Raw genomic sequence first — 25,869 nt, forward strand, 5'->3', positions numbered from 1 at the left:
GATGCCGAGCCCGCGTGTGCCCGCGATGCCTGTGCGCCAAAGGTGCCAAAGGTCAAGTCTAAGGGGGACGGGCCGCGCGGCCGGTCCGCGCCCCCGCGGGGCGCCTTCCCACCCGTCGCCCACCGCCGCCCTTCGCAGGACGCTTCGCGGCTTCCCCCTGTCTCAGGCCATGAAGGCCGGGGCCGCGACAGGCAGGCTGAATCGGAACTGTGCGCCGCCGGCCGGGGCACGGCCGACCGTGATCGTCCCGCCGTGGGCCTCGACGATGCCCTTGACGATGTAGAGGCCCAGGCCGGTGCCACCGCGCTTGCTGCCCCGCCAGAAGCGGGTGAACACGCGGCTCATCGACTCCTCCGGGATGCCGGGGCCCTCGTCGCTCACGGTGACGCTCGTCCCCTCCCCGCTGGTCGTGTCCGCTACCGGTCCGACCTCGATGGTGACGGTTCCCTCGCCGTGGCGCACCGCGTTTTCCAGCAGGTTGCCCAGCACCTGGTCCACTTTGTCCGGGTCCGCCCACAGATCGGGCAGGGGCTCCAGCATCCGGATCAGGAAGCGGTCCGGGCGCTGGCCGGCGGTGGTCTGCGCCTGGACGTGCCGGCGGACCGCGGCGCTCATGTCGACCCGCTGGCGGCGCACCTCCAGCCGTCCGGAGTCGATCCGGGAGATGTCCAGCAGCTCGGCGATCAGCCGGGTGACGCGGTTGGCGTCGGCGTCCACCGTCTCCAGCATCAGCCGCTTCTGGTCGTCGGTGAAGCGTTCCCACTTCTGGAGGAGGGTGGCGGTGAACCCCTTGACGGAGGTCAGCGGTGAGCGCAGTTCATGGGCGACGGTGGCGATCAGCTCGGCGTGGCTGAGCTCCGTACGGCGCCGGGCCTCGGTGCCGCGCAGCGCGATCACCAGCCGCTGTACCGGCCCGGTCGGCCGGCTGCGGACATAGCGGGCGGAGACCAGCACCTCACGGCCGCCGAGCAGCAGGTTGCGCTCGGGCTGGCCGCGGCGGATGGCGAGCCCGCCGTAGGGGTCGGTGAGCCGCCACCAGCGGCGGCCCTCGATGTCCTGCAGCGGCAGGGCGTGCTCCAGGGGGCGGCCGAGCGCGTCGCCGGGGCGGATGTCGGTGATCCTGGCCGCCGCGGCGTTGAAGCAGGTCACCCGGCCGGTCTCGTCGGCGACCACCAGGCCGTCGGGCAGATCGTCGGGATCCACCCCGAGACCGGCGTCCACGGTGCCTGCTCCCGCGGCAGCGGCGGACGACGGCCCGCGTGCCGGTCCGCCGGACGGGCAGCTGTCAGCGGTGACTGCGGTGCCGGAAGTCCTCACATCCATCCCCGTTACCCCCTTCCGGGCCCCCGAGCACGCAAGCCTACTAGTTCGGCTCGATGGCGCCGCGGAGTTCGCGAGGACGCCCCTCAGGCGGGTGACACCGCGCGGCAGCCGCCGGGACTGCGCTGGGCCCGGGCGGAGGCGTAGAGGCAGACCGCGGCCGCCGTCGCGAGGTTGAGGCTTTCGGCCCTGCCGTGGATGGGGACCCGCACCACCGCGTCCGCCAGCGCCCGGGTCTCCTCCGGCAGCCCCCAGGCCTCGTTGCCGAAGACCCAGGCGGTGGGCCCGCCCATCGAGCCGGTGTCCAGCTCGGCGTCCAGGTCACGGTCGCCCGCGCCGTCCGCGGCGAGGATCCGCACGCCCGCGGCCCGCAGCCCGCTCACCACCCGCTCGACCGGAACGCCCACCGCGACCGGGAGGTGGAAGAGCGAACCCACCGACGCCCGTACGGACTTGGGGTTGTACAGGTCCACGGAGGCGTCCGTCAGCACGACGGCGTCCGCGCCGGCGGCGTCCGCGCAGCGCAGCACCGTACCGGCGTTGCCGGGGTCACGGACGTTGGCGAGCACCGCGATCAACTGCGGGCGGGCGGCCAGGATCTCCTCGAACGGCGAATCGAGGAAGCCGCAGACGCCGAGCAGGCCCTGCGGTGTGACGGTCTGGGAGATGTCGGCGACGGTCCGGTCGTCGGCGAAGTGGACCCGCACCCCGGCCGCGCGGGCCGCCTCGACGATCTCGGTGTGCCGCTCGGCCGCCTCGACCGTGGCGAACAGCTCGGTCAGGGTGGGCACCCCGCCCGTGCGGTGCGCGATCGCCTCCCGTACGGCCTGCGGGCCCTCGGCGATGAACCGGCGCTCCTTGCCGCGGAAGGCACGGCGGGCCAGCCGCCGGGCGGCGGTGACGCGCGGGGAACGCGGGGAGATCAGCTCGGGGGTGCCCATGGGCGGCGGCTCGCTTCTGTGGTTCGGTGCGTGGGGGCCGGTCTGCGGACGAGACCTGGCCGGTCCGGAAAAGCGGCGGACCCGCAGGCCGGGGCCTGCGGGTCCGCGTCATCACGTCGTCAGGCTGAAGTTCAGGCAGCCTTCGGGGCGTTGACGTCGCTCGGAAGCGCCTTCTGGGCCACCTCGACGAGCGCGGCGAACGCGTTGGCGTCCGTCACCGCGAGGTCGGCCAGGATCTTGCGGTCCACCTCGACGTTGGCGGCCTTCAGACCCTGGATGAAGCGGTTGTAGGTCATGCCGTTGGCGCGGGCAGCGGCGTTGATGCGCTGGATCCACAGCTGACGGAAGTCGCCCTTGCGCTTCTTGCGGTCGTTGTAGTTGTAGACGAGGGAGTGGGTGACCTGCTCCTTCGCCTTGCGGTACAGGCGCGAGCGCTGGCCACGGTAGCCGCTGGCCTGCTCGAGGATCGCCCGGCGCTTCTTGTGGGCGTTGACTGCCCGCTTGACGCGTGCCACTTGTTAACTCCTTGTAGCGGGGCCGTGGTTGTCGTCACACGGCCCGAATCGATTGGGTCCCGGTCCGAGTCGCGCGCCCCCTCCTGTTCAGTGGGGCGCGGCGGCTCACTTGCCGAGAAGCTTCTTGATCTTCGCGGCGTCGCCCGGGGCCATCTCGGCGTTGCCGGTGAGGCGACGCGTCACACGGGACGACTTGTGCTCGAGCAGGTGGCGCTTGCCGGCGCGCTCACGCAGCACCTTGCCGGAGCCGGTGACCTTGAAGCGCTTGCTGGCACCGCTGTGCGTCTTGTTCTTCGGCATGCGCCGTTCTCTCCTCGTCAGGGGCGCTCCCGCAGGCGTGAACCGGCGAGCGGGAGCGTCATGTATGTCGATTGCTGTCCGGGGCGGGGTGCCCCGGTGTGAACCGGGGCTCACGCCTCGGGGATCACGCCTGGGCGTGCTCCTCGGTGGGCTCCTCGGCGGGCTCGTCCGCGGCCACCCCGCTCTGGCGCTCCGCCTTGCGGGCGGCCTGCGCCTCGCGGGCCTCGGCCATCGCCTCGGTCTTCTTCTTGTGCGGACCGAGGACCATGATCATGTTTCGGCCGTCCTGCTTCGGATTCGACTCGATGAAGCCGAGGTCCTCCACGTCGGACGCGAGCCGCTGCAGCAGCCGGAAGCCCAGCTCGGGGCGGGACTGCTCGCGACCACGGAACATGATCGTGATCTTGACCTTGTCACCCTGCTTGAGGAACCGGACGACGTGACCCATTTTGGTGTCGTAGTCGTGCGGGTCGATCTTCGGCCGGAGCTTCATCTCCTTGATGACCGTGTGCGCCTGGTTCTTGCGCGCCTCACGGGCCTTCATGGCCGACTCGTACTTGAACTTCCCGTAGTCCATGAGCTTGCAGACGGGCGGGCGAGCGTTCGCCGCCACCTCGACCAGGTCGAGGTCGTACTCCTGAGCAAGCTCAAGGGCCTTGGCAAGCGGAACAATCCCGACCTGCTCGCCGCTGGGACCGACAAGTCGCACTTCGGGAACGCGAATCCGGTCGTTGATGCGGGGCTCGGCGCTGATGGATCCTCCTCGGTAGCACCACGCGACGGCCTGGCGGACTGCCGCGTAACGTCTTTTCGGTGTGACCAACCGCGCGGTACATGAAAAATGCCCCGGACGGGACACAGGCGGGGCTCCACATAGATCTGGAGCACCGTCGCGAAGTCTCCGCGGGGCGCAGCCGGACCGTTGACCCGCCAACCTGAGGTCGGCCGGGTGGGAGATCGGAGCCTCCACTTGTGGGCCGGTCACATGCGTGTCCGGCCGGTCGGAACACCAGAATACACGAGTCAAGGGGTGGCACCCACTCCTGTGCCGGTACGGCCGCGCCCCGGGCCCGGGAGGACACTCCCGGACGCGGGGACCGGGCCCCTGCCCATAGGCTGGAGCCGACCCCTCAGCAGGAAGAAGCCCGAAGACATGAGCGACCAGACACCGCAGCAGCCCGACGCGCCGGACGCGGCGAACCCTGACTTCGACTCCATGACCCGCGACATCGCCGAGGTGCCGGCGGTCGAGGTGATCACCACGGTCGCGGTGCATCTGATGAGTTCGGCGGCGGTCAACCTCGGGCTCGCCGAGGAGGGCGCGGCACACAAGGACCTGGACGAGGCGCGCAAGCTCATCCAGGCGCTGGCCGGGCTGGTCACCGCCAGCGCCACCGAGATCGGCTCGTACCACGCGGCGCCGCTGCGGGACGGCCTGAAGTCGCTGCAGCTGGCGTTCCGCGAGGCCTCGGTCGTGCCGGACGAGCCGGGCCAGGGCCCCGGGGAGAAGTTCACCGGGCCGGTCTACGGCTGAGCCGCGCCACTACGGCATACCGGCGACGAGCCCCGGCCCGGGAAGGGCCGGGGCTCGCGGCGTGCCAGGGGCGGGGCGCCGGCCGGTCAGTCGGATTCGGCCCGGGATTCCGTGGTGGCCTCGGGCGGCACCGCGTCGTCGGCGACGAGGACCGGCTCGTGCGGCGGATGGGTGATCTGGTGCACCACCGCCGCGATGACGCCGCCGATCAGCGGCGCGACGATGAACAGCCACAGCTGGGTGATGGCCGCGCCGCCCGCGAACAGCGCCGGGCCGATGGAGCGCGCCGGGTTCACGGAGGTGCCGTCCAGGGGGATGCCGATGAGGTGGACGGTGGCCAGGGCCAGTCCGATCGCCATCCCGTTGAAGCCGATCACGGCCACCTTGTGGGTGACCGACAGCCACACGTAGACCAGCAGGAAGGTCATCACCATCTCGGCGACGAACGCGCCGCCGAGGTTGAGGTGCACCGCCGAGCGGTCGCCCCAGCCGTTGGTGCCGAAGGACCCGTGGGTCTGCAGCCCCGGGACCTGCCGGGCCACCAGGAAGAGCAGCGCCGAGCCGACGATGGCGCCGACCACCTGGGCGATCCAGTATTCGGCGGCGGTCCGCAGGGTGAGCCTGCGGGCCAGCAGCATGCCCAGCGTCACCGCCGGGTTGAGATGGCAGCCCGAGACCGGGCCGAGGGCGTAGGCAAGCGCCACCATGGTGAAGCCGAAGGCCAGGGCGATGCCGAAGGTGCCGATGTATTCGCCCGCCAGCACGGCCGAGCCGACGGCGAAGAACACCAGGAGCAGCGTGCCGAGGAACTCGGATACGACCGTGCGGGTCAGTACCTTCGAGATCTCCGTTTTCTCCATGGGGGCTCTCCTCGCGTGGATCTTGAGCTCTCCCCGCATTGTGCGTCCTTGGAGACGAACGCGCCCGTCGGCGGCCCGGGACCCGCACGTCGCACCCGGGCCCCGGTGGTGGTGGGTCAGCGCCGGTAGAGGGGTTCTCCGGCCGTCGTGGCGCCGGGCGGCAGAAGGGCCAGGTCCAGGCCCTTCACGAGCCGGGCACGAAGGATCTCGTCGGCGGCCAGCGACCGGGCCAGCCGCTGGGCGACCTCGGCGGCCGGGGCATCGGGGGCGAGGCCCAGAGCCAGGGTGGCGTCGGTTTCGCCGGACGGGACGAGACGGGCGACGAGCACGCCGGGCTCGGCGTCGAGCAGGGCGCGCAGGGCGTCGGTGACGGCCGGGTCGGCGAGCGGGTCGGCGCTCGTCCGGCCCTCGGCCAGGGCGCGCAGGGCGGGGCCGGTGAGCTGGTACGTGACCGGGCCCGCCAGGTCGACGACGACCGTGTCGGCCTTCTCGTGGGAGGCGGCGAGCAGCGCCTGCCGCAGCGGGACCGCGACGGGGCGGGCGTCGGCGCGCCAGCGCTGCAGTGACTCCATGCAGGTGAAGGCGGGCAGGGCGCGGCGCCCGTCGGGGGCCTGGAGGGTGGGGACCGCCATGTCGCTGGTCTTTTCGCGGCGCAGGCCGTCGGGGCCGGTCTCCACCTCGCCGAGGACCGCCACCACGGGCACCAGGACGCGCGCGCCGGCCAGCGCCGACAGGAGCTGGGGCTCGGCGGCCCGGTCCGCCCCGTACGCCGCCAGGGCTGCCGCGAGCGCGGGGTCGGCGGAGCCGTCGTCGTCGGAGAAACCGGGGTCCGGGATGTTCTTCTGCACGGGGTGAGCGTATCGGCCGGTGGTGGTGCCTTTTCCGGGGTGGTGCCGTTGACGTGCGGTCCGGTGGGGTCCGGCGCGGTGGGCGGGGCCGGTCAGTGGTGGGCGGGGCGGCGGCGCCAGAGGACGACGGCGGCCGTGAGGAAGGCCAGGCCCGCGGTGCCGGCGGCCCAGGGCAGCCAGTCGGTGGGGGTGTCCCCGTCGTCGGCGGCGGTGGGGCCGGGGCCGAAGTAGCGGGTGGCGTAGCCGGCGGGGGCCGGCTGCTGCGGGGTGGGCTTGAGGTCCGCCGCGGCGTCGAGGGCGGCGGCCGGGTCGATCAGGCCGGCGCCGTAGTCGTCGTCGCGGCCGCCCTTGGGGTGGTCCTGGGCGGTGGAGGTCAGCAGGCGGCGGATCTGGTCCGGGCTCAGGCCGGGGTGTGCGGAGCGGATCAGCGCGACGGCCGCGGAGACGAACGCGGCGGCGGGGCTGGTGCCCCAGCCCGAGAGGTAGCCGTCGTCGTTGTCGGCCATGACGATGTCGTAGCCGGGCGCGCTGACCGTGGCGTACCAGTGCCGGGTGGAGAACCGGGCCCGGCCCCCCAGGTGGGTGACGGCGGTGGCCGCGATGACGCCCGGGTAGGCGGCGGGGTAGGAGACGTGGTTGCCCTTCTGGCCGCCGTTGCCCGCGGAGGCGACGACGGGGATGCCCTTGCCGAGGGCGTACTGGATGGCGGCGTCCTCGCGTGGTTCGGGGTGCGCGGACTCGCTGTCGTCACCCAGCGACATATTGATCACGTCGGCGCCGTGGTCGGCGGCCCAGCGGATGCCGTCGGCGAGCGCCCCCGCCTTCTCGGTGCGGGCCCGCTCGCGCTGGGTGTCGCTGTCTTCGAGGATCACCCGGACCGGCAGGATCTTGGCGGCCGGGGCGAGCCCGAGCACTCCGCTGTCGCGGCCGTTCGGGCCGTGGCCGTGACCCGCGATGATGCTGGCCATGCCGGTGCCGTGCCGGGCCCAGGCGGAGTCGCCCGGCCCGGCGCCGAAGCCGACCAGGTCCTGCTCGGGCAGCACCTGTCCTTCCAGGTCGGGGTGGTTGGCGTCCACACCGGTGTCCAGGACGGCGACCGTGACGCCCTCGCCCTTGGTGGTGCGCCAGGCCTGCTGGGCGTGGACGGCCTGGAGGGCCCACTCCTGGGCACGGAGGGCATCGGCCCGGGCGGGGACGGCGGGCAGTGCGGCGAGCACCGCCGAGGCCAGCGCGAGGGCGGTGCCGCGCCGCACGGACTGCGTCATGACGAGGCCTGCCTTGTCGGAGTCCGGCTGCCGGCCGCCTTGCGGAAGTCCGCCTCGATGCGGTCCGCCAGGTCCTTCGCGTCGTGGCCCAGTCCGGATTCGGCCGGGGCGGTGGTGGCACCGGCCCGGACCGCGGCCTCGGCGGGCTGTGGCGCGGTGAACGTGCGGCCGTCGGCGAAACCGGAGACGGCGTAGACGACGGCCGGGATGTCGGTGAGCACCCGGACGGTCCAGCTGGCCCGCTGGGCGGGCCCGAAGTCCTCGGCCAGGGTGCCCTTGGCCGCGTACGGCAGCGGCATCAGGTCCGTACGGGTGCCCAGGTTCTTGCTGCTGAAGCGGGTGTTGAGCGCCGTCATCGCGGCCGGGGCGGCCTTGGTGGTCTGCGCGCCGACCGTGATGACGGCGCTGCGGGTGGCGTCGACGTAGGTGGCGCGCAGCAGCCGGACACAGCCTGCCGGGGCGAGCGCGGCGGCGAGCCCGGTGTCGTAGGCGCCGGAGCAGCCGGTGTCGGGGGCGACGGCGATCCGGGTCCAGGTGCGGTCGGCGCCTCCGGGGCCGGCGCCCAGGCCTTTGACGGTGCGGGGGAAGAGCGTGTCGACGGGGGTGTCGTGCCAGACGTCGCGGCCCTTGGCGAAGACGGCCTCGGCCGTGGGGGCGGCGCCGGAGGCGTCCCCGGTGAGCCGGCTTCCCGCCGCCGCACCGCCGATGAGGCCGATGCCGAGGATCAGGCAGGCCGCGGCGGTGAGCACCCGGGTGCCGGGGCGGCGGAAGGGGGCGGCCGGTGCGCCGGCCCCGTGCACCGCTCCCGGGCGAGGGAGGGGAGTACGGGGCCACGGCACCGGTGACGGGCGCCCGGCGGCGTGCGCACCGGGGCCGCTCCACAGCTCCTGGCTGCGGGCCAGGTGGAAGGCGGCGGTGTCGCGGAAGGCGGGGGGCTGCGAGGGGCCGGGGGCGGCCGGTCCGGTGGGGGCCGGTCCCGTGGGGGCCGGGGAGCCGGGGGCACGGTCCGGGCGGGGCGGCTGCGGCGCGCCGGCGGCGGGGGGCTGCGCGCGGGGCGGGGCGGCGGGGCGGGGCGGCACGGGGAGCGGGCCGGCGGTGGCCGAGGCGGCGGGCGCGGACGGCGGCAGGGGTGGCATGGGCGGCACCCGGCGCAGCACGGCCGTCTGCGGGTCGTCGGCCGGCCACGCCCCGGGTGCAGCGGCCGCGGCGGGCCGCCGGGGTGGCTCGGGAGGTATGGGCGGGACGGGTTGCGCATCGGCGAATTCCGCGTCGGTGCTCACCCGCGCTCCCCCTTGCGCCGCTGACCTCCGGGCCCGATCCGCAATCGGGGCACGGTGGTTCGTATCCGGACAACACGCCGCTGACCTGCTGGTTGCGGTGTTCGAGTCACTGTAAGCGCTGACGCCGTCGGTGCTCCAACCCATGTCCGCTCTGTCGCAAAGTCCCCTCTACCCGCCGGTAGGGGCACCTCCCCCGGTAGCAGGGCGCCGCCCACGCCCTTTTGGCACGGGGGAAGCTCTGGCAGGCTGCGGGCCATGCCCCCGCAGACAGTCGATACCCCTGACGACACGGCCCCGCACCGGGCCCACCACCCGGCCGGGGAGACCCCGTTCGACCGGGCCACCGCCCATCTCGACGCGCCGCTGGCCGTCGTCGACCTGCAGGCCTTCGACGCCAACGCCGCCGACCTGGTGCGCCGTTCGAAGGGCAAGCCGATCCGGGTGGCGAGCAAGTCGGTGCGCTGCCGGGCGCTGCTGGAGCGGGTGCTGGCGCGCGACGGCTTCGCGGGGATCATGAGTTTCACGCTCGCCGAGTCGCTGTGGCTGGCGCGCTCGGGCTTCCCGGACGTCCTGCTGGCCTATCCGTCGGTGGACCGTGCGGGCTTCGCCGAGCTGACCGGCGACGCGCAGCTCGCGGCCGCGGTGACGGTGATGGTCGACGACCCGGCACAGCTGGATCTGATCGATGCGGCCCGGCCGGCCGGCGGGGCGGGCGAGGAGGTGCGGGTGTGCCTGGAACTCGACACCTCCTACCGGCTGATGGGCGGGAAGGTGCGGGTCGGTGCCCGCCGTTCACCGCTGCGGACGCCCGACCGGCTGGCGGCGCTGGCCCGGACGGTGGTGCGCCGCCCCGGTTTCCGGCTGGTGGGGCTGATGGCGTACGAGGGGCATGTGGCCGGTGTGGGCGACGACGTCGCCGGTAAGCCGGTGTTCTCGCGGGCGATCCGGATGATGCAGGCGGCGGCCCGCAAGGAGCTGGCGCGGCGCCGCTGGGAGGCGGTACGTGCGGTACGGGCGGTGGCACCGCGCCTGGAGTTCGTCAACGGCGGCGGGACCGGCAGTGTGCAGCACACCGCGGCGGAGGCGGCGGTCACCGAGATCGCGGCCGGGTCGGGGCTGTATGTGCCCCGGCTGTTCGACAACTTCCGTTCGTTCAGCGGGCGTCCGGCGGCGCTGTTCGCCCAGCCCGTGGTGCGCCGCCCGGGCCCCGGGGTGGTCACGGTGCTGGGCGGCGGCTATCCGGCGTCAGGGGTCGCGGGTCCCGACCGGCTGCCGGTGCCGTATCTGCCGGCCGGGCTGCGCTACGACCCGCAGGAGGGCCCCGGCGAGGTGCAGACCCCGTTGCTGGGTCCGGCCGCCGACGGGCTGCGGATCGGCGACAAGGTGTGGTTCCGGCATGCGAAGGCCGGTGAACTGTGTGAGCGGTTCGACCAGCTGCAGTTGATCGACGGGGACCGGGTGGTCGACACGGTGCCGACGTACCGGGGGGAGGGGCACACCTTCCTGTGACGGCGCGCCCCCGCCCCGGTGTTCCCCGTCAGCCGTGGATGCGGTCCTGCTGGTCGGGCACGATGCTGCCGTCGGCGCGGCGGACCGGGCCGAGGGTGCCGTCCGGCTGCGTGTAGCCGGTGGTCGCGCACGGGTACGGGTCGGCCTGGCGCTTCTTCGGCTCGATGAACATCGGGTTGACCAGCCAACGGCTGTCGGCGTTGTCGTAGGCCCGGCACATGAGCTCGGGCTTGTTGCGGTTGATCGCCAGATGGGCACCGGTGGCGTCGCCGACGAAGGTGACATCGGTCTCCGCGTCGCCGGCCGCGAAGGCGGGGCGATGCGCCCGGTCCTGCTGCTGCCAGGCCTTGGCGCCCTTGACGCCGTAGATCTCCTGGTTGATCCAGCAGCGCTTGCCGTCCATGTAGGTCAGCACCTCGCCGTGGGTGTCCTTGACGTCGCCGCAGCCCTGGACGCCGGTGGTGAGCTTGCCGTCGTGGACCAGGTTGCGGATGCCGATGAGGTGCTCGCGGTCGATGCCCACACCGGGCGCCCAGGCCCGGACCAGCGGCTCGGCGGACGCGGAGACGATGTAGACGTTGAAGCCGGCCTTCTTGAGGGTGCTGATGAGGTCGCGCTGCTGCTCGTAGTAGCGGACGTAGCCCGCCATCGTGTGCGTGCCGACCTTCTGCTCCGCACCGACCGGCGCGGCGAGGTTCTGGGCGCGGGCGGCGCGGGCGTACGCGGTCAGCCGCGCGGGGCTGTGACCGGCGAACAGCTGGGTGATCCAGACGTATCCGGGGACGGTGCGGCGGTGGTTCCACTCGCCCTCGAACGCGGGCTTGCCGGTGGAGGTCTTGGCGTCCTCGTAGATGTCGAGGATCTCGTCGGTGCAGCCGGTGTCGGTCGACGTCGGCAGCGGACGGCCCGCCGGTACGGAGGTGCCGCAGGCCTTGGTGAGCGCACGGGCGGCGTCCTTGGTCATCCACTTGTTGGTGGCCTGCCAGTCCGCGGGGCGCAGCACCTTGTCGTTGCGCAGCATCCAGGCCAGCGTGGCGTCGGAGATGTCGTTCTTGACGACGGTGTTGTCCCAGTCGAAGGTCGCGACCGGCCGCGCGCCCCCGGAGCCGGAGCAGCTGCCCCGCTCGTCGATCATCTTCTGGAGCTCGGCACGGTTGTCGCCGTACCAGCCCTTGGTCACATGGAGGGTGGGGCAGTGGCGCGGGGCCGGGCCCGCCGTGGCCGTTTGGGCGACGGCGACGCCGCCTCCGGCCATGACTGCGAGGGCAGCACCCGCTGCCGTCCAGCGACGCTTGGTGAGCATGGAACGCACTCCTGTCGAACGAAGAACCGAAGGCGGACGCTAGCGTACGGCGGCCGGGCGTCGCTTGACGTCCGGCCGCCGTGCCGATTGCGCGCAGGTGAACAGCGCGTGTTTACAGGGGAGTCACGTACGCGCCCGCGATACCGCCGTCGACCAGGAATTCGGCGGCGTTGACGAACGAGGAGTCGTCGCTGGCGAGGAAGGCGACGGCGGAGGCGATCTCCTCGGGCTCGGCGAACCGGCCGACGGGGACGTGTACCAGGCGGCGCGCGGCGCGCTCGGGGTCCTTGGCGAACAGCTCCTGCAGCAGCGGGGTGTTGACCGGTCCCGGGCACAGGGCGTTGACCCGGATGCCCTCGCGGGCGAACTGCACGCCCAGTTCACGGGACATGGACAGCACGCCGCCCTTGGAGGCGGTGTAGCTGATCTGCGAGGTGGCGGCGCCCATCACGGCCACGAAGGACGCGGTGTTGATGATGGAGCCACGGCCCTGGTCACGCATGTAGGGCAGGGCGTGCTTGCAGCAGAGGTAGACCGAGGTGAGGTTGACCTCCTGGACGCGCTTCCAGGCATCCAGGCCGGTGGTGAGGATCGAGTCGTCGTCGTCCGGGGAGATCCCGGCGTTGTTGAAGGCGATGTCGACCGAGCCGTAGGTGTCGAAGGCGGCCTTGTACAGCGCCTCGACCTGGTCGGAGTCGGTCACGTCGACCTGGACGAAGAGGCCGCCGACCTCGGCGGCCGCGGCCTTGCCCGCCGTCTCGTCGATGTCGGCACAGACGACGTTGGCGCCTTCGGAGGCCAGTCGGCGGGCGGTGGCCAGGCCGATGCCGCTTCCGGCACCGGTGATCACGGCGGTACGGCCGACGAGGCGGCGGCACACTGCGGTCTGCTCGGTCACTTGGTCTCCTCGGTGCTGATGAAGATGTTCTTGGTCTCGGTGAACGCGGTCAGTGCGTCCGGGCCCAGCTCACGGCCGAGACCGGACTGCTTGAACCCGCCGAAGGGGGTCCAGTAGCGCACGGCGCTGTGGGAGTTGACGGAGAGGTTGCCGGCCGCGACGCCGCGCGAGACCCGCAGGGCGCGGCCGACGTCACGGGTCCACAGCGAGCCGGCCAGGCCGTAGTCGCCGGCGTTGGCGAGCCGGACGGCGTCGGCCTCGTCGTCGAAGGGCAGGACGACGGCGACCGGGCCGAAGATCTCCTCGACGGCCGTACGGTCCTCGGGGCGGCCCTCCAGGACGGTGGCCGGGTACCAGAAGCCCTTGCCGGCGGGCGCCTCGCCGCGGATGGCGGCCGGGGCGTCCTCGGGGACGAAGGACCGTACGCGCTCGCGCTGGGCGGCGGAGATCAGCGGGCCCATCCGGGTGTCCGGGTCGGCCGGGTCGCCGACGGTGAACGCCTTGACCGCGGGCTCCAGCAGCTCCAGGAAGCGGTCGTAGACGGAGCGCTGGACGAGGATGCGGCTGCGGGCGCAGCAGTCCTGGCCGGTGTTGTCGAGGAAGGAGCCGGGGGCGGCGGCCGCCGCGGCCTCGATGTCCGCGTCGGCGAAGACGATGTTGGGGCTCTTGCCGCCGAGTTCCAGGGTGAGCCGCTTGGTCTGCGCCGCGCAGCGGGCGGCGATCTGCCGGCCGGTGGTGGTGGAGCCGGTGAAGACGACCTTGGCGACGCCGGGGTGGTCGACCAGCGCGGTGCCGGTGACCGGCCCCTCGCCGGGCAGCACCTGGAACAGGCCCTCGGGGAGCCCGGCCTCCAGGGCGAGTTCACCGAGCCGGAGTGCGGTGAGCGGGGTGGTCTCGGCGGGCTTGAGGAGAACGGCGTTGCCGGCCGCGAGCGCGGGGGCGGTGCCCCAGGCGGCGATCGGCATCGGGAAGTTCCAGGGCGCGATGACGGCGACCACGCCCAGCGGCTCCTGGACGGTGAGGTTGAGGCCGCCGGCGACCGGGATCTGGGTGCCGGTCAGCCGCTCCACTCCCCCGGCCGCGTAGTGCAGCAGGTCGCGGACGTTGCCCGCTTCCCACCGGGCGTTGCCCAGCGGGTGGCCGGCCTCCTTGAGTTCGAGGGCGGCAAGCGGCTCGATGTGCGCGTCGACGACGTCGGCGAAGCGGCGCAGGATGCGGGCCCGGTCGCCAGGTGCCACCGCGGCCCAGGCCTCCTGGGCGGCCGCGGCCCGGCGGACCGCCGCGTCGACCTCTTCGGGGGAGGTGGTGGGGACGGTGGCCACCACCTCCTCGGTCGCCGGGTTGAGAATCTTCAGCTCGTGCAACACGTGTGGTTCCTTACATGCGCTCGAAGGAGCGGAAGCGCTCCCAGTCCGTGACGGCGGCGTCGTAGGCGTCCTGTTCGACGCGGGCCATGTGGCGGTAGTGGTCGACGACCTCGTCGCCGAACGCGGCCCGGGCGATCGGGCTGCGCTCCCACAGCTCGGCGGCCTCGCGCAGGGTGGTGGGGACATGGGCGGCATCGCCGGTGTAGGCGTTGCCGGTGGTCGCCTCGGGGAGTTCGAGCTCGTGCTCTATGCCGTAGAGCCCGGCCGCGACCATGCCGGCGACCGCGAGGTAGGGGTTCACATCGCCGCCGGGCAGGCGGTTCTCCAGCCGGTGGGCGCGGCCGTGGCCGACCACCCGCAGGGCGCAGGTGCGGTTGTCGGGGCCCCAGGCGACGGCGGTGGGCGCGAAGGAGCCGGGGCGGAAGCGCTTGTAGGAGTTGATGTTGGGCGCGTAGAGGAGCGTGAAGTCCCGCATCGCCGCGACCTGGCCCGCCAGGAAGTGCTGCATGGTCTTCGACATGCCGTACGGGCCGTCGTCGTCGGCCAGCACCGGCCGGCCGTCCTCGTCCTGCAGCGAGAGGTGGATGTGACAGGAGTTGCCCTCGCGCTCGTCGTACTTCGCCATGAAGGTGAGCGACATGCCCTCCTGCGCGGCGATCTCCTTGGCGCCGGTCTTGTAGATGGCGTGCTGGTCGCAGGTGGTGAGCGCCTCGTCGTAGACGAACACGATCTCGTGCTGGCCGAGGTTGCACTCGCCCTTGGCGGACTCGACGGTCATCCCGGCCGCGCCCATCTCGTTGCGGATCCGGCGCAGGACGGGCTCGACCCGGCCGGTGCCGAGGACGGAGTAGTCACCGTTCCACTGGTTGGCGGGGTTCATCTCGCGGTAGCCGCGGGACCAGGCGTCCTCGTAGGAGTCCTTGAAGAGCATGAATTCCAGCTCGGTGCCGGCGTAGGCGCTCCAGCCGCGCTCGGCGAGCCGGTCGAGCTGGCGGCGCAGGATCTGCCGGGGCGAGGCGGCGACCGGGGAGCGGTCGTGCCAGGCGAGGTCGGCGGTGATCAGGGCGGTGCCGGGGTTCCAGGGGGTGCGGCGCAGCGTGCCGGGGTCGCCGTGCATGGCGAAGTCGCCGTAGCCGCGCTCCCAGGAGGACATTGCGTAGCCCTCGACGGTGTTGAGGTCGACGTCGACGGCGAGAAGGTAGTTGCAGCCCTCCGTGCCGTGGTCGAGGACGGTGTCGAGGAAGTACCGGGCCGCGAACCGCTTGCCCTGGAGCCTGCCTTGCATATCGGTGAAGGCGAGGACGACAGTGTCGATCTCCCCGGCGTCGACGAGGACCCTGAGCTCCTCGACGGAGAGTGGGGGCGTGCGGTCTGCCACGGTGTTGCCTCCTGTCACTGCATCCGGAGGTCATAAGGTAGGCACACGAACCATTGATTGGGAAGGGGTATCGATGGACGGTGCGGCGGACCGGCTGGCACCCGTGCTGCGACCGGTGCGGGCGGGCAACGGTTTCGAGGAGGCGCTGGAGCAGATACTCCAGGTCGTCCGGCTCGGCCTGGTACCCCAGGGCGAACGGCTGCCCGCCGAGCGCGAGTTGGCCGAGCGGCTGCAGATCAGCCGGGTCACCCTGCGCGAGGTGCTGAAGGTGCTGCAGGACGAGGGCCTGGTGGAGAGCCGGCGCGGGCGCTACGGCGGCACCTTCGTGCGGACGCGCACGGACAATCCCGGCGAGGCGGAGCTGCGCCGCAGGATCGGGAAGACCGACGTCGAGGACACCCTGCGCTTCCGGGAGGTGCTGGAGGTGGGCGCGGCCGGGCTGTGCGCGGCCCACGGACTCGATGACCAGCAGAGCGACCGGCTGCGGGCGGCGCTCGCGGCCACCCAGGACGCACCGCTCGCCGACTACCGCCGACGCGACACCCTGCTGCACCTGACCCTCGCGGAGCTGTCCGGGTCGGCGTCGCTGGCGGCGCAGTACGCGGCGGTGCGGGCGCGGGTGAATGAGCTCCTGGACTGCATTCCGCTGCTGGTGCGGAACCTGGAGCACTCCCAGACCCAGCACACGGCGCTGGTGGAGGCGGTGCTGGAGGGCGATGCGGACGGTGCGCGCGAGGTGATGCGCGAGCACTGCTGCGGAACCGCGGCGCTGCTGCGGGGATTCCTGACCGCCCCCTCCCCCTGACCGCACCGTCACCCTGAGCGCCCGCCCGGGAACCGTGCGCGCGCGTTCACCATTCTTTTACGTACAGGTCTTGCGCCGAGGCGACCCGCCAGCAAAGGTATGCGGCTAAACCTTTGCTCGTTATCCCCTCGGCGAGGCAGGAGCGGCTCATGGCCGACAGCACGGAATCGCAGACCGCACCGCCCACCGCGTCCCCGGGCGGCGGCTCTCCGGACGGCGGCGCATCATCCGACGAGAGCTATCTGGAACGGCGGACGCTGCGCCGCGGCAGCGCGGGGCCCCTGCTGCTGACCGGCCTGGGCGTGGCCTATGTCGTCTCCGGCGACTTCTCGGGATGGAACAACGGTCTGGCGCAGGGCGGCTTCGGCGGCCTGGCCATCGCCGCCGTCCTGATGGGCCTGATGTACACCTGTCTGGTCTTCGCGCTGGCGGAGCTGGCCTCGATCCTGCCGACCGCCGGCGGCGGCTACGGCTTCGCCCGGCGCGCCCTGGGCACCTGGGGCGGCTTCCTGACCGGCACCGCCATCCTCATCGAATACGTACTGGCGCCCGCCGCGATCTCCATCTTCATCGGTGACTACGTCGAATCGCTCGGCCTCTTCGGCCTGCACTCCAGCTGGCCGGTCTATCTCGCCTGCTTCGCGATCTTCATCGGGATCCATCTGTGGGGCGTGGGCGAGGCGCTGCGCTTCAGCCTGATCGTCACCGCCATAGCGGTCGCCGCGATCATCGTCTTCGCGATCGCCGCCCTGACCGACTTCCATGTGGACACGCTCAACGACATCCCCGTCAAGGCCGGTGCCTTCGGGGCCAACTCCTGGCTGCCGTTCGGCATTCTGGGGATCTGGGCGGCCTTCCCGTTCGGCATGTGGTTCTTCCTCGGCGTCGAGGGCGTACCGCTGGCGGCCGAGGAGACCAAGGACCCGGCCCGGTCGCTGCCCAAGGCGATGGCCGCCGCGATGGGCATCCTGCTGGTGCTGGCGCTGATCACCTTTGTCGCCGCCACCGGGGCACGCGGCTCGACGGCGATCCAGTCGGTGGGCGACCCGCTGGTCCAGGCGCTGCAGCCGCACGGCGCGCCGACCACCGTCAGCCGGATCGTCAACTACGCGGGGCTCGCGGGCCTGGTGGCGTCCTTCTTCTCCCTCATCTTCGCCGGTTCCCGCCAGCTCTTCGCGCTCTCCCGCGCCGGCTACCTGCCCCGCTTCCTCTCCCTGACCAGCCGCCGCAAGGCCCCCTACCTGGGACTGCTGGTGCCCGGGGCGCTGGGCTTCGCGCTCGCCGCGGCCACCGGGGACGGCGCCCGGATGCTCAATGTCGCGGTTTTCGGCGCCACCATCTCCTACGCGCTGATGGCGCTCTCGCACCTCGTGCTGCGCCGCCGCGAACCCGGGCTGCCCCGCCCGTACCGCACCCCCGGCGGCATGCTGACCTCGTCCGTCGCGTTCGTCCTGGCCTGCTCGGCGCTGGCGGCGACGTTCCTGGTCGACGAGGAAGCCGCCTTCATCGCCCTCGGCGTCTACGTCGTGGCGCTCGCCTACTTCGCCTTCTACTCCCGCCACCGGCTGGTGGCCGCGGCGCCCGAGGAGGAGTTCGCGGCGCTCGCGGCGGCGGAGGCGGAGCTCGAACGCGACTGACCGGCACCCCCGGGACGCAGCCATGGCCGGCCGGGCACCCCGGCCGGCCCCATCCGTCCCCGCACGTCCGCACTCACTCACGCGCCCCCATCCCCCACCGACTCACGGAGGACCGCACCCCATGTCCCAGCCCCTCATCGGCATCAGCACGTACCAGGAAGAGGCCCGGTGGGGGGTGTGGGCCCTGCCCGCCGCGCTGGTACCCGCCGGTTATCCGAAGCTGGTGCAGCGCTCGGGCGGGCTGGCCGCGCTGCTGCCACCGGGCGATCCGGACACGGCGGCCGCGGCCGTGGCCCGCCTGGACGGGCTGGTGATCGCCGGCGGCGCGGATGTGCAGCCGGCGCGCTACGGCGCGGAGCCGCACCCCAGGACCGGTCCGCCCGCCCTGGACCGGGACGCCTGGGAACTGGCCCTGATCGAGGCCGCCTTGGCGGGCGGCGTACCGCTGCTGGGCATCTGCCGCGGCCTCCAGCTGCTGAACGTGGTCCTGGGCGGCACCCTCGTCCAGCACCTCGACGGGCATGCCGGCGCCCCCGGCGTCTTCGACCGGCACGACATCAAACCGGTCCCCGGGACGCTGCTGGGCCGGACGCTGCCCGAGCCGGTCTCCGTGCCGACCTATCATCACCAGGCCGTGGACCGGATCGGCCGCGGGCTGGTGCCGTCCGCCTACGCGGAGGACGGCACCATCGAGGCGGTGGAACTCCCGGGCGCGTACGGCTTCACCCTGGCGGTGCAGTGGCACCCGGAGGCCGGGGACGACACCCGCGTGATGGAGGCCCTGGTGGCGGCCGCGCGCGAGGCATCCGCCGCCACGTGACGGGGGCGTGCCGGGCCGTCGCCGGCCCGCGGGCCCGGCACGTTCAGGACGCCCCACGGGCCCGGCACCCCCAAGGCGCCCCACGAGCCCGGCACGCTCAAGGTGCCCCGTGCGCCCGGCACGCTCAGGACGCCGCGCGGGTCAGCCCCAGCAACTCGCGGGCCGGGCCCGCCGGCCGCTGACCGGCGGGCCACACGGCCCGCAGCTCCCGGCCGAGCCGCAGCTCCCGCACCGGAATCTCGACCAGCCGGCGCGCGGTCAGCTCCTCCCCGACCGCGAGTTCACTGAGCACGGACGGTGCCGCCTCGCTCACCACGGCCGCCTTCACCGCGGTGGTCGAGGCGAGTTCGAGGAGCGGTTCGGCCAGCCCGCCGTGCCGGGCGAGCGCCGCATCCAGCACCTGGCGGGTTCCCGAGCCCCGCTCGCGCAGGATCAGCGGGGTGGCGGCGAGTTCGGCGACGGTCAGCTCCCCCCGGCGCCGCGCCCACGGGTGCGACGGTGCGGCGACCACGACCAGCCGGTCCTGCCCGATGACCGTCCCGTCCAGCCCCGCCGGCACCTGCAGCCCCTCCACGAAGCCGAGATCCGCTTCCCCGCCCAGCAGCCGCTCGGCCACCGCGCCGGAATTGCCCGCCAGCAGCGATACGGCGGTCCCGGGCCGCCGCGCGCGCAGGGCGATCAGCCACCCCGGCAGCAGATACTCGGCGATGGTCATGCTGGCCGCGACCCGCAGCCTTGAATCGCGCTGCCCCCGCAGCGCCTGCGCACCGGCGTCGAAGGCCTCGGCGGCCTCCACCACCCGGCGCGCCCAGTCCGTCACCAGGGCCCCGGCATCCGTCAACCGGGAACCGCGCGGCGAGCGTTCGACCAGCGCCACTCCCAACTGCCGCTCCATCGAGCGGATACGGCTGCTGGCGGCAGGCTGGGAGATGCCCCGCGCCCGGGCGGCCCGCCCCAGGCTCCCGAGCCGGGCGACGGCGAGCAGCAGCTCCAGCGCACCGAGGTCCGGGACCCGGTGCGCCAGCGAAACGGCGGCGGGCCCGGTCTCACCACTCATAAGTCCCCCTGCACATAACCCCAGCTTATGCCCTCATAGACACGAGGTCCCTGGTGGCGGCCGTAGCGGGCGCCGACGCTGTTCCCATGGCATCTCTCGCGCAAGCACCTTCCCGCCCCGGCACCGCCGCCGGGACCGGCCCCGGCACCCCCGATACCGCACCCTCGGTCCGTCATCTCGGGCCGAACTGGTACGCCGCCGTCATGGGCACCGCGATCGTCGCCAACGCCGGCACGGTCCTGCCGCTCACCGCCCCCGGCCTGCACACCGCCTTCCAGGCCGTCTGGGCGCTGTCGGCGCTGATGCTGCTGATGCTGCTGGCCGCGCGGGCCGTGCACTGGGCGCGGCACGGCGACCAGGCGCGCCGCCAGCTGCTCGACCCGGCCGTCGCCCCCTTCTACGGATGTCTGGCCATGGCCCTGCTGGCGGTCGGCGGCGGCACGCTCGCCGTGGGCCGGGACGTCATCGGCGAACCGGCCGCGGTGGCGGCCGACGCCACCCTGTGGATCCTGGGCACCCTCGTCGGCCTCACCTGCGCCGCCGGGATCCCGTACCTGATGGTGGCCCGGCACCGCATCGAGCCGGGCAGTGCCTCTCCCGTCTGGCTGCTGCCGCTGGTCGCTCCCATGGTGTCGGCGGCACTGGGCCCGGCCCTCGTGCCGTATCTGCCGGCCGGCCAGTGGCGGACGGCGCTGCTGTTCGCCTGCTACGCGCTGTTCGGCATGTCGCTGCTGGCCACGCTGCTCGTCCTGCCGCTCGTGCTGTCCCGGCTGATCCACCACGGCCCGCTCCCCCTCGCGCTCACCCCGACCCTGTTCCTCGTCCTGGGCCCCCTGGGGCAGTCCACCACCGCGGTGGCCAACCTCGCCCACGCCGCACCGGGCGTCGTGGACGCCTCTTCCGCGCACGCCATGGACGCCTTCGCGGTGCTCTACGGCGTCCCGGTCATGGGCTTCGCCCTCCTCTGGCTGGCGATCGCCACCGCGCTGGTGGTGCGCGCCGTCCGCAACGGCATGGGTTTCGCGATGACCTGGTGGGGCTTCACGTTCCCGCTCGGGACCTGCGTCACGGGCGCGGCGGGGCTGGCCCGGCGCACCGGTCTGACCGCCTTCGACTGGCTCGCGGTGGGCCTGTTCGCGCTCCTTGTGACGGCCGTGGCGGTGGCCGCGACCCGGACCGCCGCCGGCCTGGCCCGCGGCCGCCTGCTCGCGCCGCCCCGGCCGGTCACCTCGTAGGGCGTCTGCCTCAGCCGTCGTGCGCCGCGCGACCACCCAGCCGTCGTACGCCGCCCCTCACCCGGCCGCGGCCAGGGCCGCACGCTCCCTCACCGCGCCGCGGCCAAGGCCCCGGACAGTTCCGCCGGAGCGCGTACCAGGGACGGCCCGTACCAGGTCAGATACCGGCCGCTGACCAGCGCGGCGGGCAGGCCCGGGAACGCCTCGGGACCGTCCTCGGCGCTGAAGCGGTACGGCTCGTCGGGCAGCACCACGAGGTCGGCGCCGCAGGCCAGGAGCGCGTCGAGCGGGATACGGGGGTAGCGGTCGGCATGGTCCGCGTAGCGATGGCGGACGCCCAGCCGGGCCAGGAGGTCGCCGGCGAAGGTGTCCCGGCCCAGCACCATCCACGGGCGTCGCCAGACGGGCACCACCGCCGTCCTTCCCCGAGCTCTCAACTCCGTTCGAGCAGGGGAGACCCCACTCGCCGCCGGGACCGGCAGCTCGCGCCAGGCGGCCTCGGCGGCGTCCAGCCACGGGGGCCGGGCCAGCCCGCAGCCGTGGACGAGGACCCGCTCCAGCTCCCGGAACGCCTGCGGCAGGGTCCGTACCTCGGTGACCAGCACCGCGATCCCGGCGGCGCGCAGCGCGGCGAGATCCGGCTCCCGGTTCTCCTCCTCGTTGGCGAGCACCAGGTCGGGGGCGAGGGCGGCGATCCGCTCGGTGTCCGGGTTCTTGGTGCCGCCGATGCGGACGACATCGAGCCCGGCCGGCTCGCTGCACCAGTCGGTGGCCCCCACCAGCAGGCCGGGGGCGGTGCGGGCGACCGCCTCCGTCAGCGAGGGCACGAGGGAGACCACGCGGCGCGGCGGAGTGCGGCTCATCATGGCGCCAGCCTCGCACGGACCGGCCGGAAACGGCCGAGCCCCGCCACCGAAGGATCCGGTGGCGGGGCTCGCCGCACTGACGTGGGCGCCGAGGGCGGGATTACTTCACGGGTGCCATCTTGTCGACGATGCCCGGATGGGCATCGATCCACTTCTGGACGCCCTTGTTCTCGTTGCCCTTGCCGGCCGCCTGGATGTCCTTCTCCAGGCTGCCGAGCTCATCGGAGCTCATCTTCCAGTTCTTCAACCAGCGGTGGAACTCCGGGAACTTGTCCGGGAAGCTCTTGTTGCCGATCGTCTTGATCTGGTTGTTGGCACCCCAGGTGCCCTGGGGGTCCTTGAGCTTGGTGAGGTGGTACTTGCTGTACGCCCAGTGCGGGGACCACAGGACCACCGCGATGGGCTCCTTCTTGGCGTAGGCCCGCTCCAGCTCGGTGAGCATGGCGCTGGTCCCGGCCTCGGTGACGTCGAAGCCGTCCAGGCCGTACGCGGGAGACACCACGCTCTTGAGGCGCTTCATCTCGCCGGTGCCCGGCTCGATACCGATGATCTTTCCGCCGAAGGTGTCCTTGTGCTTGCGCAGGTCGTCCAGGGTCTTCACGCCCTTGACGTAGGACGGTACGGCGATCTCCAGGGAGGTCTTGTCGTACCAGGCCCCGACATCGACGAGATCGTTCTTGTACTTGTCCCAGTACTGCTTCTGCGCCACCGGAAGCCAGGCGTCGGTCTCGACATCGATCTGTCCCGTCGACAACCCGGTCCACATCGGGCCGACATCGAGGTTCTGCAGCTTGGGCTTGTAGCCCCGCTTCTCCAGGATGTTCTTCCAGAGGTAGGTGGTGGCGATGCCCTCGTCCCACGCCGGGTAGCCCATGGTCGGAGTCTTGCCCGCGTCCTTGCCCTTGGCGTACTGGGCCTTGGCGGACGGCGCCAGCTTGTTGACCAGGCCCGGGTGCTGCTTGAGCCAGGCGCGGACGCCCTCCTGCTCATGCCCGGTACCGGCGTTCTTGACCGCGCTCTCGAGGCTGGTGAGCTGCTTCTCGTCCAGGTGGAAGTTCTTCATCCAGCCGGCGACCTGCGGCTCGTCGTGGGAGAAGCCCTTGCGGCCCAGCATGTGCAGGCTGTCCCCGGAGCCGAAGGAGCCCTTGGGGTCCTTGAGCTTGGTCAGCTTGTACTTGTCGTAGGCCCAGTGCGGCGACCACAGCGTGACGGCGATCGGCTTCTTGTCGTGGATCGAGCGGTCCAGCTCGGTGAGCATGGACGAGGTGCTGGACTCCATGACCTTGTACTCGCCGCCCAGGCCGTAATCCTTGAGGACCTTGTCCTTGAGGATCTTCATCTCGCCCGCGCCCGGCTCGATCCCGGTGATCTTGCCGCCGAAGGTGCCGCCCTTGCCCTTGAGGTCGTCCAGGGTCTTGACGTCCTTCATGTAGGACGGGACCGCGATCTCCAGCGAGGTCTTGTCGTACCAGGCGCCCAGGTCCTCGAGCTTGTCCTTGTACTTCTTCCAGTACTCCGCGTGGGTCGTCGGCAGCCAGGCGTTGGTCTGGACGTCGATGTCACCGCGGGCCTGGCCGGTGAAGAGCGGGCCGGCGTCCAGGGCCTGGGCCCGGGGCTTGTAGCCGCGCTGTTCGAGGATCTCCTTCCACAGGAAGGTCGTGGCCTTGCCCTCGTCCCAGTTGACGTAGCCGAGGCTGATCGGCCGGCCGTTGCCGTCGGTGCCGCCCGCGCCGCCGCCCTTGTCCTTGCCGACGACGCTCATCCCGCCGGCGATCAGCGCGAGCACGACCACGGCGACCGTCGCCAGCGAGGTCGCGGGCTTCCACCGGAGGAACTTCAGGCCGCCGAGCGCGGCCTGCGCCTTGGCCAGCGCGCGCCGGCCCAGCGGGGAGACCCGCTGGTTGAGCGCACTGGTCATCCGGTCCAGGTACACCGCGAGGATGACGACCGCGAGACCGCCCTCCGCGCCCAGCTTCACGTCGACCGAGCTGAGCGAGAGGTAGACGGTGCCGCCGAGACCGGCACCGCCGACCATGCCGGCGATGACGACCATGGACAGCGCCAGCATGATGACCTGGTTGATGCCGGCCATGATCGTCGGCAGCGCGAGCGGCAGCTGTACGCGGAAGAGCGTGCGCCGCGGATGGGTACCGAACGCGTCGGCGGCCTCGACCAGTTCACCGTCGACCTGCCGGATGCCCAGTTCGGTCATGCGGACCGCGGGCGGCATGGAGAAGACGATGGTGGACACGATGCCGGGGACGGCGCCCAGGCCGAAGAAGAGGATGCCGGGGATCAGGTAGACCATCGCGGGCATCGTCTGCATCAGGTCCAGTACCGGACGCACCGCCCCGCTGACGGCACGGTTGCGGGCCGCCCAGATACCGAGGGGGACGGCGACCGCGACCGTGATGATGCAGGCCACCAGCACCAGCGAGAGCGACTGCATGGTCTGGTGCCACTGCTCGATGGAATCGATCAGGGCGAAGCCGAGGAAGGTCAGCACGGCGGCCGGCAGACCCCGCAGCCACCAGGCGATCACCGCGAAAATGCCCGTCAGGAGCAGCGGCGTGGGGCCGGAGAGGACCGTGAGGATGCCGTCGTAGAAGCCGCCCAGCACGGTCGTGACGAAGTGGAAAAGCCACTCGGCGTGGTCCCGCAGCCATTCGACCAGGCTGTCGGCCCAACTGCCTATCGGGATCCTAGGCACCGGCGTTCACCTTGTCCTCGGGGTCGTGGTCCGTGGACGTGTTCCCGGACGCGGGCTCGGAGGTGGGCTCGGAGGTCTTCGCCACCGGTGTCTTCCCGGCCGGGGTCTTCTCCACCGAGGCCTTCTCCGTGGCCGTCTGGCCGTCGGCCTCGGCCGGGACGGGGCCGGCCGGGGCCGGGCTCTGCTCCGCGGCCTCCCCGAGGACGGCCAGCAGCCGCTCGGCCGTGACGGCCCCGGCCAAAGTGCCCTGCTCATCGGTCACGGCGACCGGAACGCTGCTGGTCGAACAGGGCGTGAACAGCTCGACCAGTGGGGTGTCGACCCCGACCGTGGCGGGGGCCGCGGCCCGGAACTCCGCCGCGGTGGTGAGCTTCTTGCCCTCCGGGGTCGTGGCGCCGAGCACGGTCCCGACCTCGGTCATGATCGCGCCCGCGGTCAGTACCCGGGTGCGGTCCACGTCCTGGGTGAAGGAGGCGACATAGTCGTTGGCCGGTGTGACGAGGATGTCCTCGGCACTGCCGATCTGCACGATCCGGCCGTCGCGCATCACGGCGATCCGGTCGCCGAGCCGCATGGCCTCGTTCAGGTCGTGGGTGATGAAGACGATGGTCTTCTTCAGCGACTTCTGCAGCTCCAGCAGCTGGTCCTGCATATCGCGGCGGATCAGCGGGTCGAGTGCGCTGAAGGACTCGTCCATCAGCAGCAGATCGGCGTTGGTGGCCAGCGCACGGGCCAGTCCCACGCGCTGCTGCATACCGCCGGACAGCTCGTCGGGCCAGGACTTCTCCCAGCCCTTGAGCCCGGTGAGTTCCAGCGCTTCGGTGGCACGCGCGGTGCGCTCGGCGCGCGGTACGCCCTGCACTTCGAGGCCGTAGGCGGCGTTCTCCAGCACGCTGCGGTGCGGGAAGAGCGCGAAGTGCTGGAAGACCATGGAGATCTTCTGGGAGCGGACCTTGCGCAGCTCCTTGTCGCTGAGCGACGTCAGGTCCTGGCCGTCGAAACGGACGGTTCCCGAGGTCGGCTCCAGCAGCCCGTTGAGCGTGCGCAACAGGGTGGACTTGCCCGATCCGGACAGACCCATGACGACGAATATCTGGCCCTCGTCGACCTCGATCGAGGCGTCGATCACCGCGGCGGTGGTGCCTTCAGCCCGCAGCTCCTCCCGGTCGGCGCCAGCTTCGAGCTTGCGGACCGCGTCCTCGGGTCGTCTGCCGAACACCTTGTACAGATGCTCGGCTTGCAGCCTGGCCACATATGCCTCTCTTGTCGATTGAGGGACGACCTGCCACCCCCGTAGCCAGGTCGTGGAGCGGCACGGGTTCCGCCCGCCTTTACCGGTCGAAAGGTTGAATCTCGACCGGGTCCACTCCGGTTGCGCGTCTGCCCTTCTTTATCTGGCTCAAACAAGTCAGTGATTCAAC

Annotated in this window: 23 protein-coding genes; 6 read left to right on the forward strand and 17 right to left on the reverse strand. The window is 72.3% G+C overall.

Annotated elements, in window-relative coordinates:
- Positions 1 to 162 precede the first annotated feature (162 nt).
- The 5 genes from ABZ851_RS22520 to infC form a co-directional block, all read right to left on the reverse strand.
- Positions 163 to 1,323 (reverse strand): PAS domain-containing sensor histidine kinase, encoded by a 1,161-nt coding sequence (locus ABZ851_RS22520; protein ID WP_361130408.1) that lies wholly within the window; start codon positions 1,321 to 1,323, stop codon positions 163 to 165.
- Between the two features lie 83 nt (positions 1,324 to 1,406).
- Positions 1,407 to 2,261: an RNA methyltransferase gene (locus ABZ851_RS22525; RefSeq protein WP_336050341.1), complete on the reverse strand. Its 855-nt coding sequence runs from the start codon at positions 2,259 to 2,261 to the stop codon at positions 1,407 to 1,409.
- 131 nt (positions 2,262 to 2,392) lie between these two features.
- A complete protein-coding gene (gene rplT, locus ABZ851_RS22530; RefSeq protein ID WP_052857680.1) occupies positions 2,393 to 2,776 on the reverse strand; it encodes a 50S ribosomal protein L20 in 384 nt (127 codons plus the stop codon).
- Between the two features lie 105 nt (positions 2,777 to 2,881).
- The gene (gene rpmI / locus ABZ851_RS22535; protein ID WP_016576627.1) at positions 2,882 to 3,076 is read right to left on the reverse strand and encodes a 50S ribosomal protein L35; all 195 of its coding nucleotides are present in this window, start codon (positions 3,074 to 3,076) and stop codon (positions 2,882 to 2,884) included.
- A gap of 124 nt (positions 3,077 to 3,200) precedes the next feature.
- Positions 3,201 to 3,899, reverse strand: coding sequence for a translation initiation factor IF-3 (infC, locus tag ABZ851_RS22540; RefSeq protein ID WP_361130413.1), 699 nt, complete (start codon positions 3,897 to 3,899; stop codon positions 3,201 to 3,203).
- A 330-nt stretch (positions 3,900 to 4,229) separates the two neighbouring features.
- Here infC and ABZ851_RS22545 point away from each other — a divergent pair, with 330 nt between their 5' ends.
- Positions 4,230 to 4,610: a DUF1844 domain-containing protein gene (locus ABZ851_RS22545; RefSeq protein WP_086719722.1), complete on the forward strand. Its 381-nt coding sequence runs from the start codon at positions 4,230 to 4,232 to the stop codon at positions 4,608 to 4,610.
- Between the two features lie 86 nt (positions 4,611 to 4,696).
- Here ABZ851_RS22545 and ABZ851_RS22550 read toward each other — a convergent pair whose 3' ends face one another.
- The 4 genes from ABZ851_RS22550 to ABZ851_RS22565 form a co-directional block, all read right to left on the reverse strand.
- Entirely contained in the window at positions 4,697 to 5,470 is a 774-nt protein-coding gene (locus tag ABZ851_RS22550) for an MIP family channel protein (RefSeq protein WP_361130416.1), read from the reverse strand.
- Positions 5,471 to 5,586: 116 nt separating this feature from the next.
- Entirely contained in the window at positions 5,587 to 6,318 is a 732-nt protein-coding gene (locus ABZ851_RS22555) for an SseB family protein (protein ID WP_361130419.1), read from the reverse strand.
- Positions 6,319 to 6,410: 92 nt separating this feature from the next.
- Positions 6,411 to 7,583, reverse strand: a complete 1,173-nt coding sequence (gene mycP / locus ABZ851_RS22560) for a type VII secretion-associated serine protease mycosin (protein WP_361130421.1) — start codon at positions 7,581 to 7,583, stop codon at positions 6,411 to 6,413.
- Positions 7,580 to 8,863: a hypothetical protein gene (locus ABZ851_RS22565; RefSeq protein ID WP_361130424.1), complete on the reverse strand. Its 1,284-nt coding sequence runs from the start codon at positions 8,861 to 8,863 to the stop codon at positions 7,580 to 7,582. Before ABZ851_RS22565 ends, mycP begins: the two co-directional genes overlap by 4 nt.
- A 255-nt stretch (positions 8,864 to 9,118) precedes the next feature.
- On the opposite strand from ABZ851_RS22565, the gene ABZ851_RS22570 reads away from it, so the two are divergent.
- Entirely contained in the window at positions 9,119 to 10,372 is a 1,254-nt protein-coding gene (locus tag ABZ851_RS22570; RefSeq protein ID WP_361130427.1) for an amino acid deaminase/aldolase, read from the forward strand.
- 28 nt (positions 10,373 to 10,400) lie between these two features.
- On the opposite strand, the gene ABZ851_RS22575 is transcribed toward ABZ851_RS22570, so the two are convergent.
- From ABZ851_RS22575 to ABZ851_RS22590, 4 genes are all read right to left on the reverse strand, one after another.
- Positions 10,401 to 11,675, reverse strand: coding sequence for a haloacid dehalogenase-like hydrolase (locus tag ABZ851_RS22575; RefSeq protein WP_361130430.1), 1,275 nt, complete (start codon positions 11,673 to 11,675; stop codon positions 10,401 to 10,403).
- Between the two features lie 112 nt (positions 11,676 to 11,787).
- A complete protein-coding gene (locus ABZ851_RS22580) occupies positions 11,788 to 12,573 on the reverse strand; it encodes a 3-oxoacyl-ACP reductase (protein ID WP_336050354.1) in 786 nt (261 codons plus the stop codon).
- Positions 12,570 to 13,940, reverse strand: coding sequence for an aldehyde dehydrogenase family protein (locus ABZ851_RS22585; protein WP_093492941.1), 1,371 nt, complete (start codon positions 13,938 to 13,940; stop codon positions 12,570 to 12,572). Before ABZ851_RS22585 ends, ABZ851_RS22580 begins: the two co-directional genes overlap by 4 nt.
- A 10-nt stretch (positions 13,941 to 13,950) precedes the next feature.
- Complete coding sequence (locus tag ABZ851_RS22590) at positions 13,951 to 15,318, reverse strand: glutamine synthetase family protein (RefSeq protein ID WP_093640086.1); 1,368 nt, start codon at positions 15,316 to 15,318, stop codon at positions 13,951 to 13,953.
- A gap of 73 nt (positions 15,319 to 15,391) precedes the next feature.
- Here ABZ851_RS22590 and ABZ851_RS22595 point away from each other — a divergent pair, with 73 nt between their 5' ends.
- From ABZ851_RS22595 to ABZ851_RS22605, 3 genes are all read left to right on the forward strand, one after another.
- Positions 15,392 to 16,123: an FCD domain-containing protein gene (locus ABZ851_RS22595; protein ID WP_361130435.1), complete on the forward strand. Its 732-nt coding sequence runs from the start codon at positions 15,392 to 15,394 to the stop codon at positions 16,121 to 16,123.
- A gap of 149 nt (positions 16,124 to 16,272) precedes the next feature.
- Complete coding sequence (gene eat, locus ABZ851_RS22600) at positions 16,273 to 17,760, forward strand: ethanolamine permease (RefSeq protein WP_361130438.1); 1,488 nt, start codon at positions 16,273 to 16,275, stop codon at positions 17,758 to 17,760.
- 121 nt (positions 17,761 to 17,881) lie between these two features.
- Entirely contained in the window at positions 17,882 to 18,580 is a 699-nt protein-coding gene (locus ABZ851_RS22605; RefSeq protein WP_361130441.1) for a gamma-glutamyl-gamma-aminobutyrate hydrolase family protein, read from the forward strand.
- 124 nt (positions 18,581 to 18,704) lie between these two features.
- On the opposite strand, the gene ABZ851_RS22610 is transcribed toward ABZ851_RS22605, so the two are convergent.
- The gene (locus ABZ851_RS22610) at positions 18,705 to 19,637 is read right to left on the reverse strand and encodes a LysR family transcriptional regulator (RefSeq protein ID WP_361130444.1); all 933 of its coding nucleotides are present in this window, start codon (positions 19,635 to 19,637) and stop codon (positions 18,705 to 18,707) included.
- A gap of 86 nt (positions 19,638 to 19,723) precedes the next feature.
- On the opposite strand from ABZ851_RS22610, the gene ABZ851_RS22615 reads away from it, so the two are divergent.
- Positions 19,724 to 20,872: a TDT family transporter gene (locus ABZ851_RS22615; protein ID WP_361130447.1), complete on the forward strand. Its 1,149-nt coding sequence runs from the start codon at positions 19,724 to 19,726 to the stop codon at positions 20,870 to 20,872.
- Positions 20,873 to 20,961: 89 nt separating this feature from the next.
- On the opposite strand, the gene ABZ851_RS22620 is transcribed toward ABZ851_RS22615, so the two are convergent.
- From ABZ851_RS22620 to ABZ851_RS22630, 3 genes are all read right to left on the reverse strand, one after another.
- Entirely contained in the window at positions 20,962 to 21,735 is a 774-nt protein-coding gene (locus ABZ851_RS22620; protein WP_361130701.1) for a helical backbone metal receptor, read from the reverse strand.
- Positions 21,736 to 21,838: 103 nt separating this feature from the next.
- Complete coding sequence (locus ABZ851_RS22625) at positions 21,839 to 24,448, reverse strand: ABC transporter permease/substrate binding protein (RefSeq protein ID WP_361130450.1); 2,610 nt, start codon at positions 24,446 to 24,448, stop codon at positions 21,839 to 21,841.
- Positions 24,441 to 25,700 carry a betaine/proline/choline family ABC transporter ATP-binding protein gene (locus ABZ851_RS22630; protein ID WP_361130453.1) on the reverse strand — a complete coding sequence of 420 codons (1,260 nt, stop codon included), beginning with the start codon at positions 25,698 to 25,700 and terminating at the stop codon, positions 24,441 to 24,443. The genes ABZ851_RS22625 and ABZ851_RS22630 overlap by 8 nt, the downstream gene beginning before the upstream one ends.
- Positions 25,701 to 25,869: the final 169 nt, after the last annotated feature.

The sequence above is a fragment of the Streptomyces sp. NPDC047049 genome (genome assembly GCF_040643995.1).
Lineage (GTDB): Bacteria > Actinomycetota > Actinomycetes > Streptomycetales > Streptomycetaceae > Streptomyces > Streptomyces mooreae.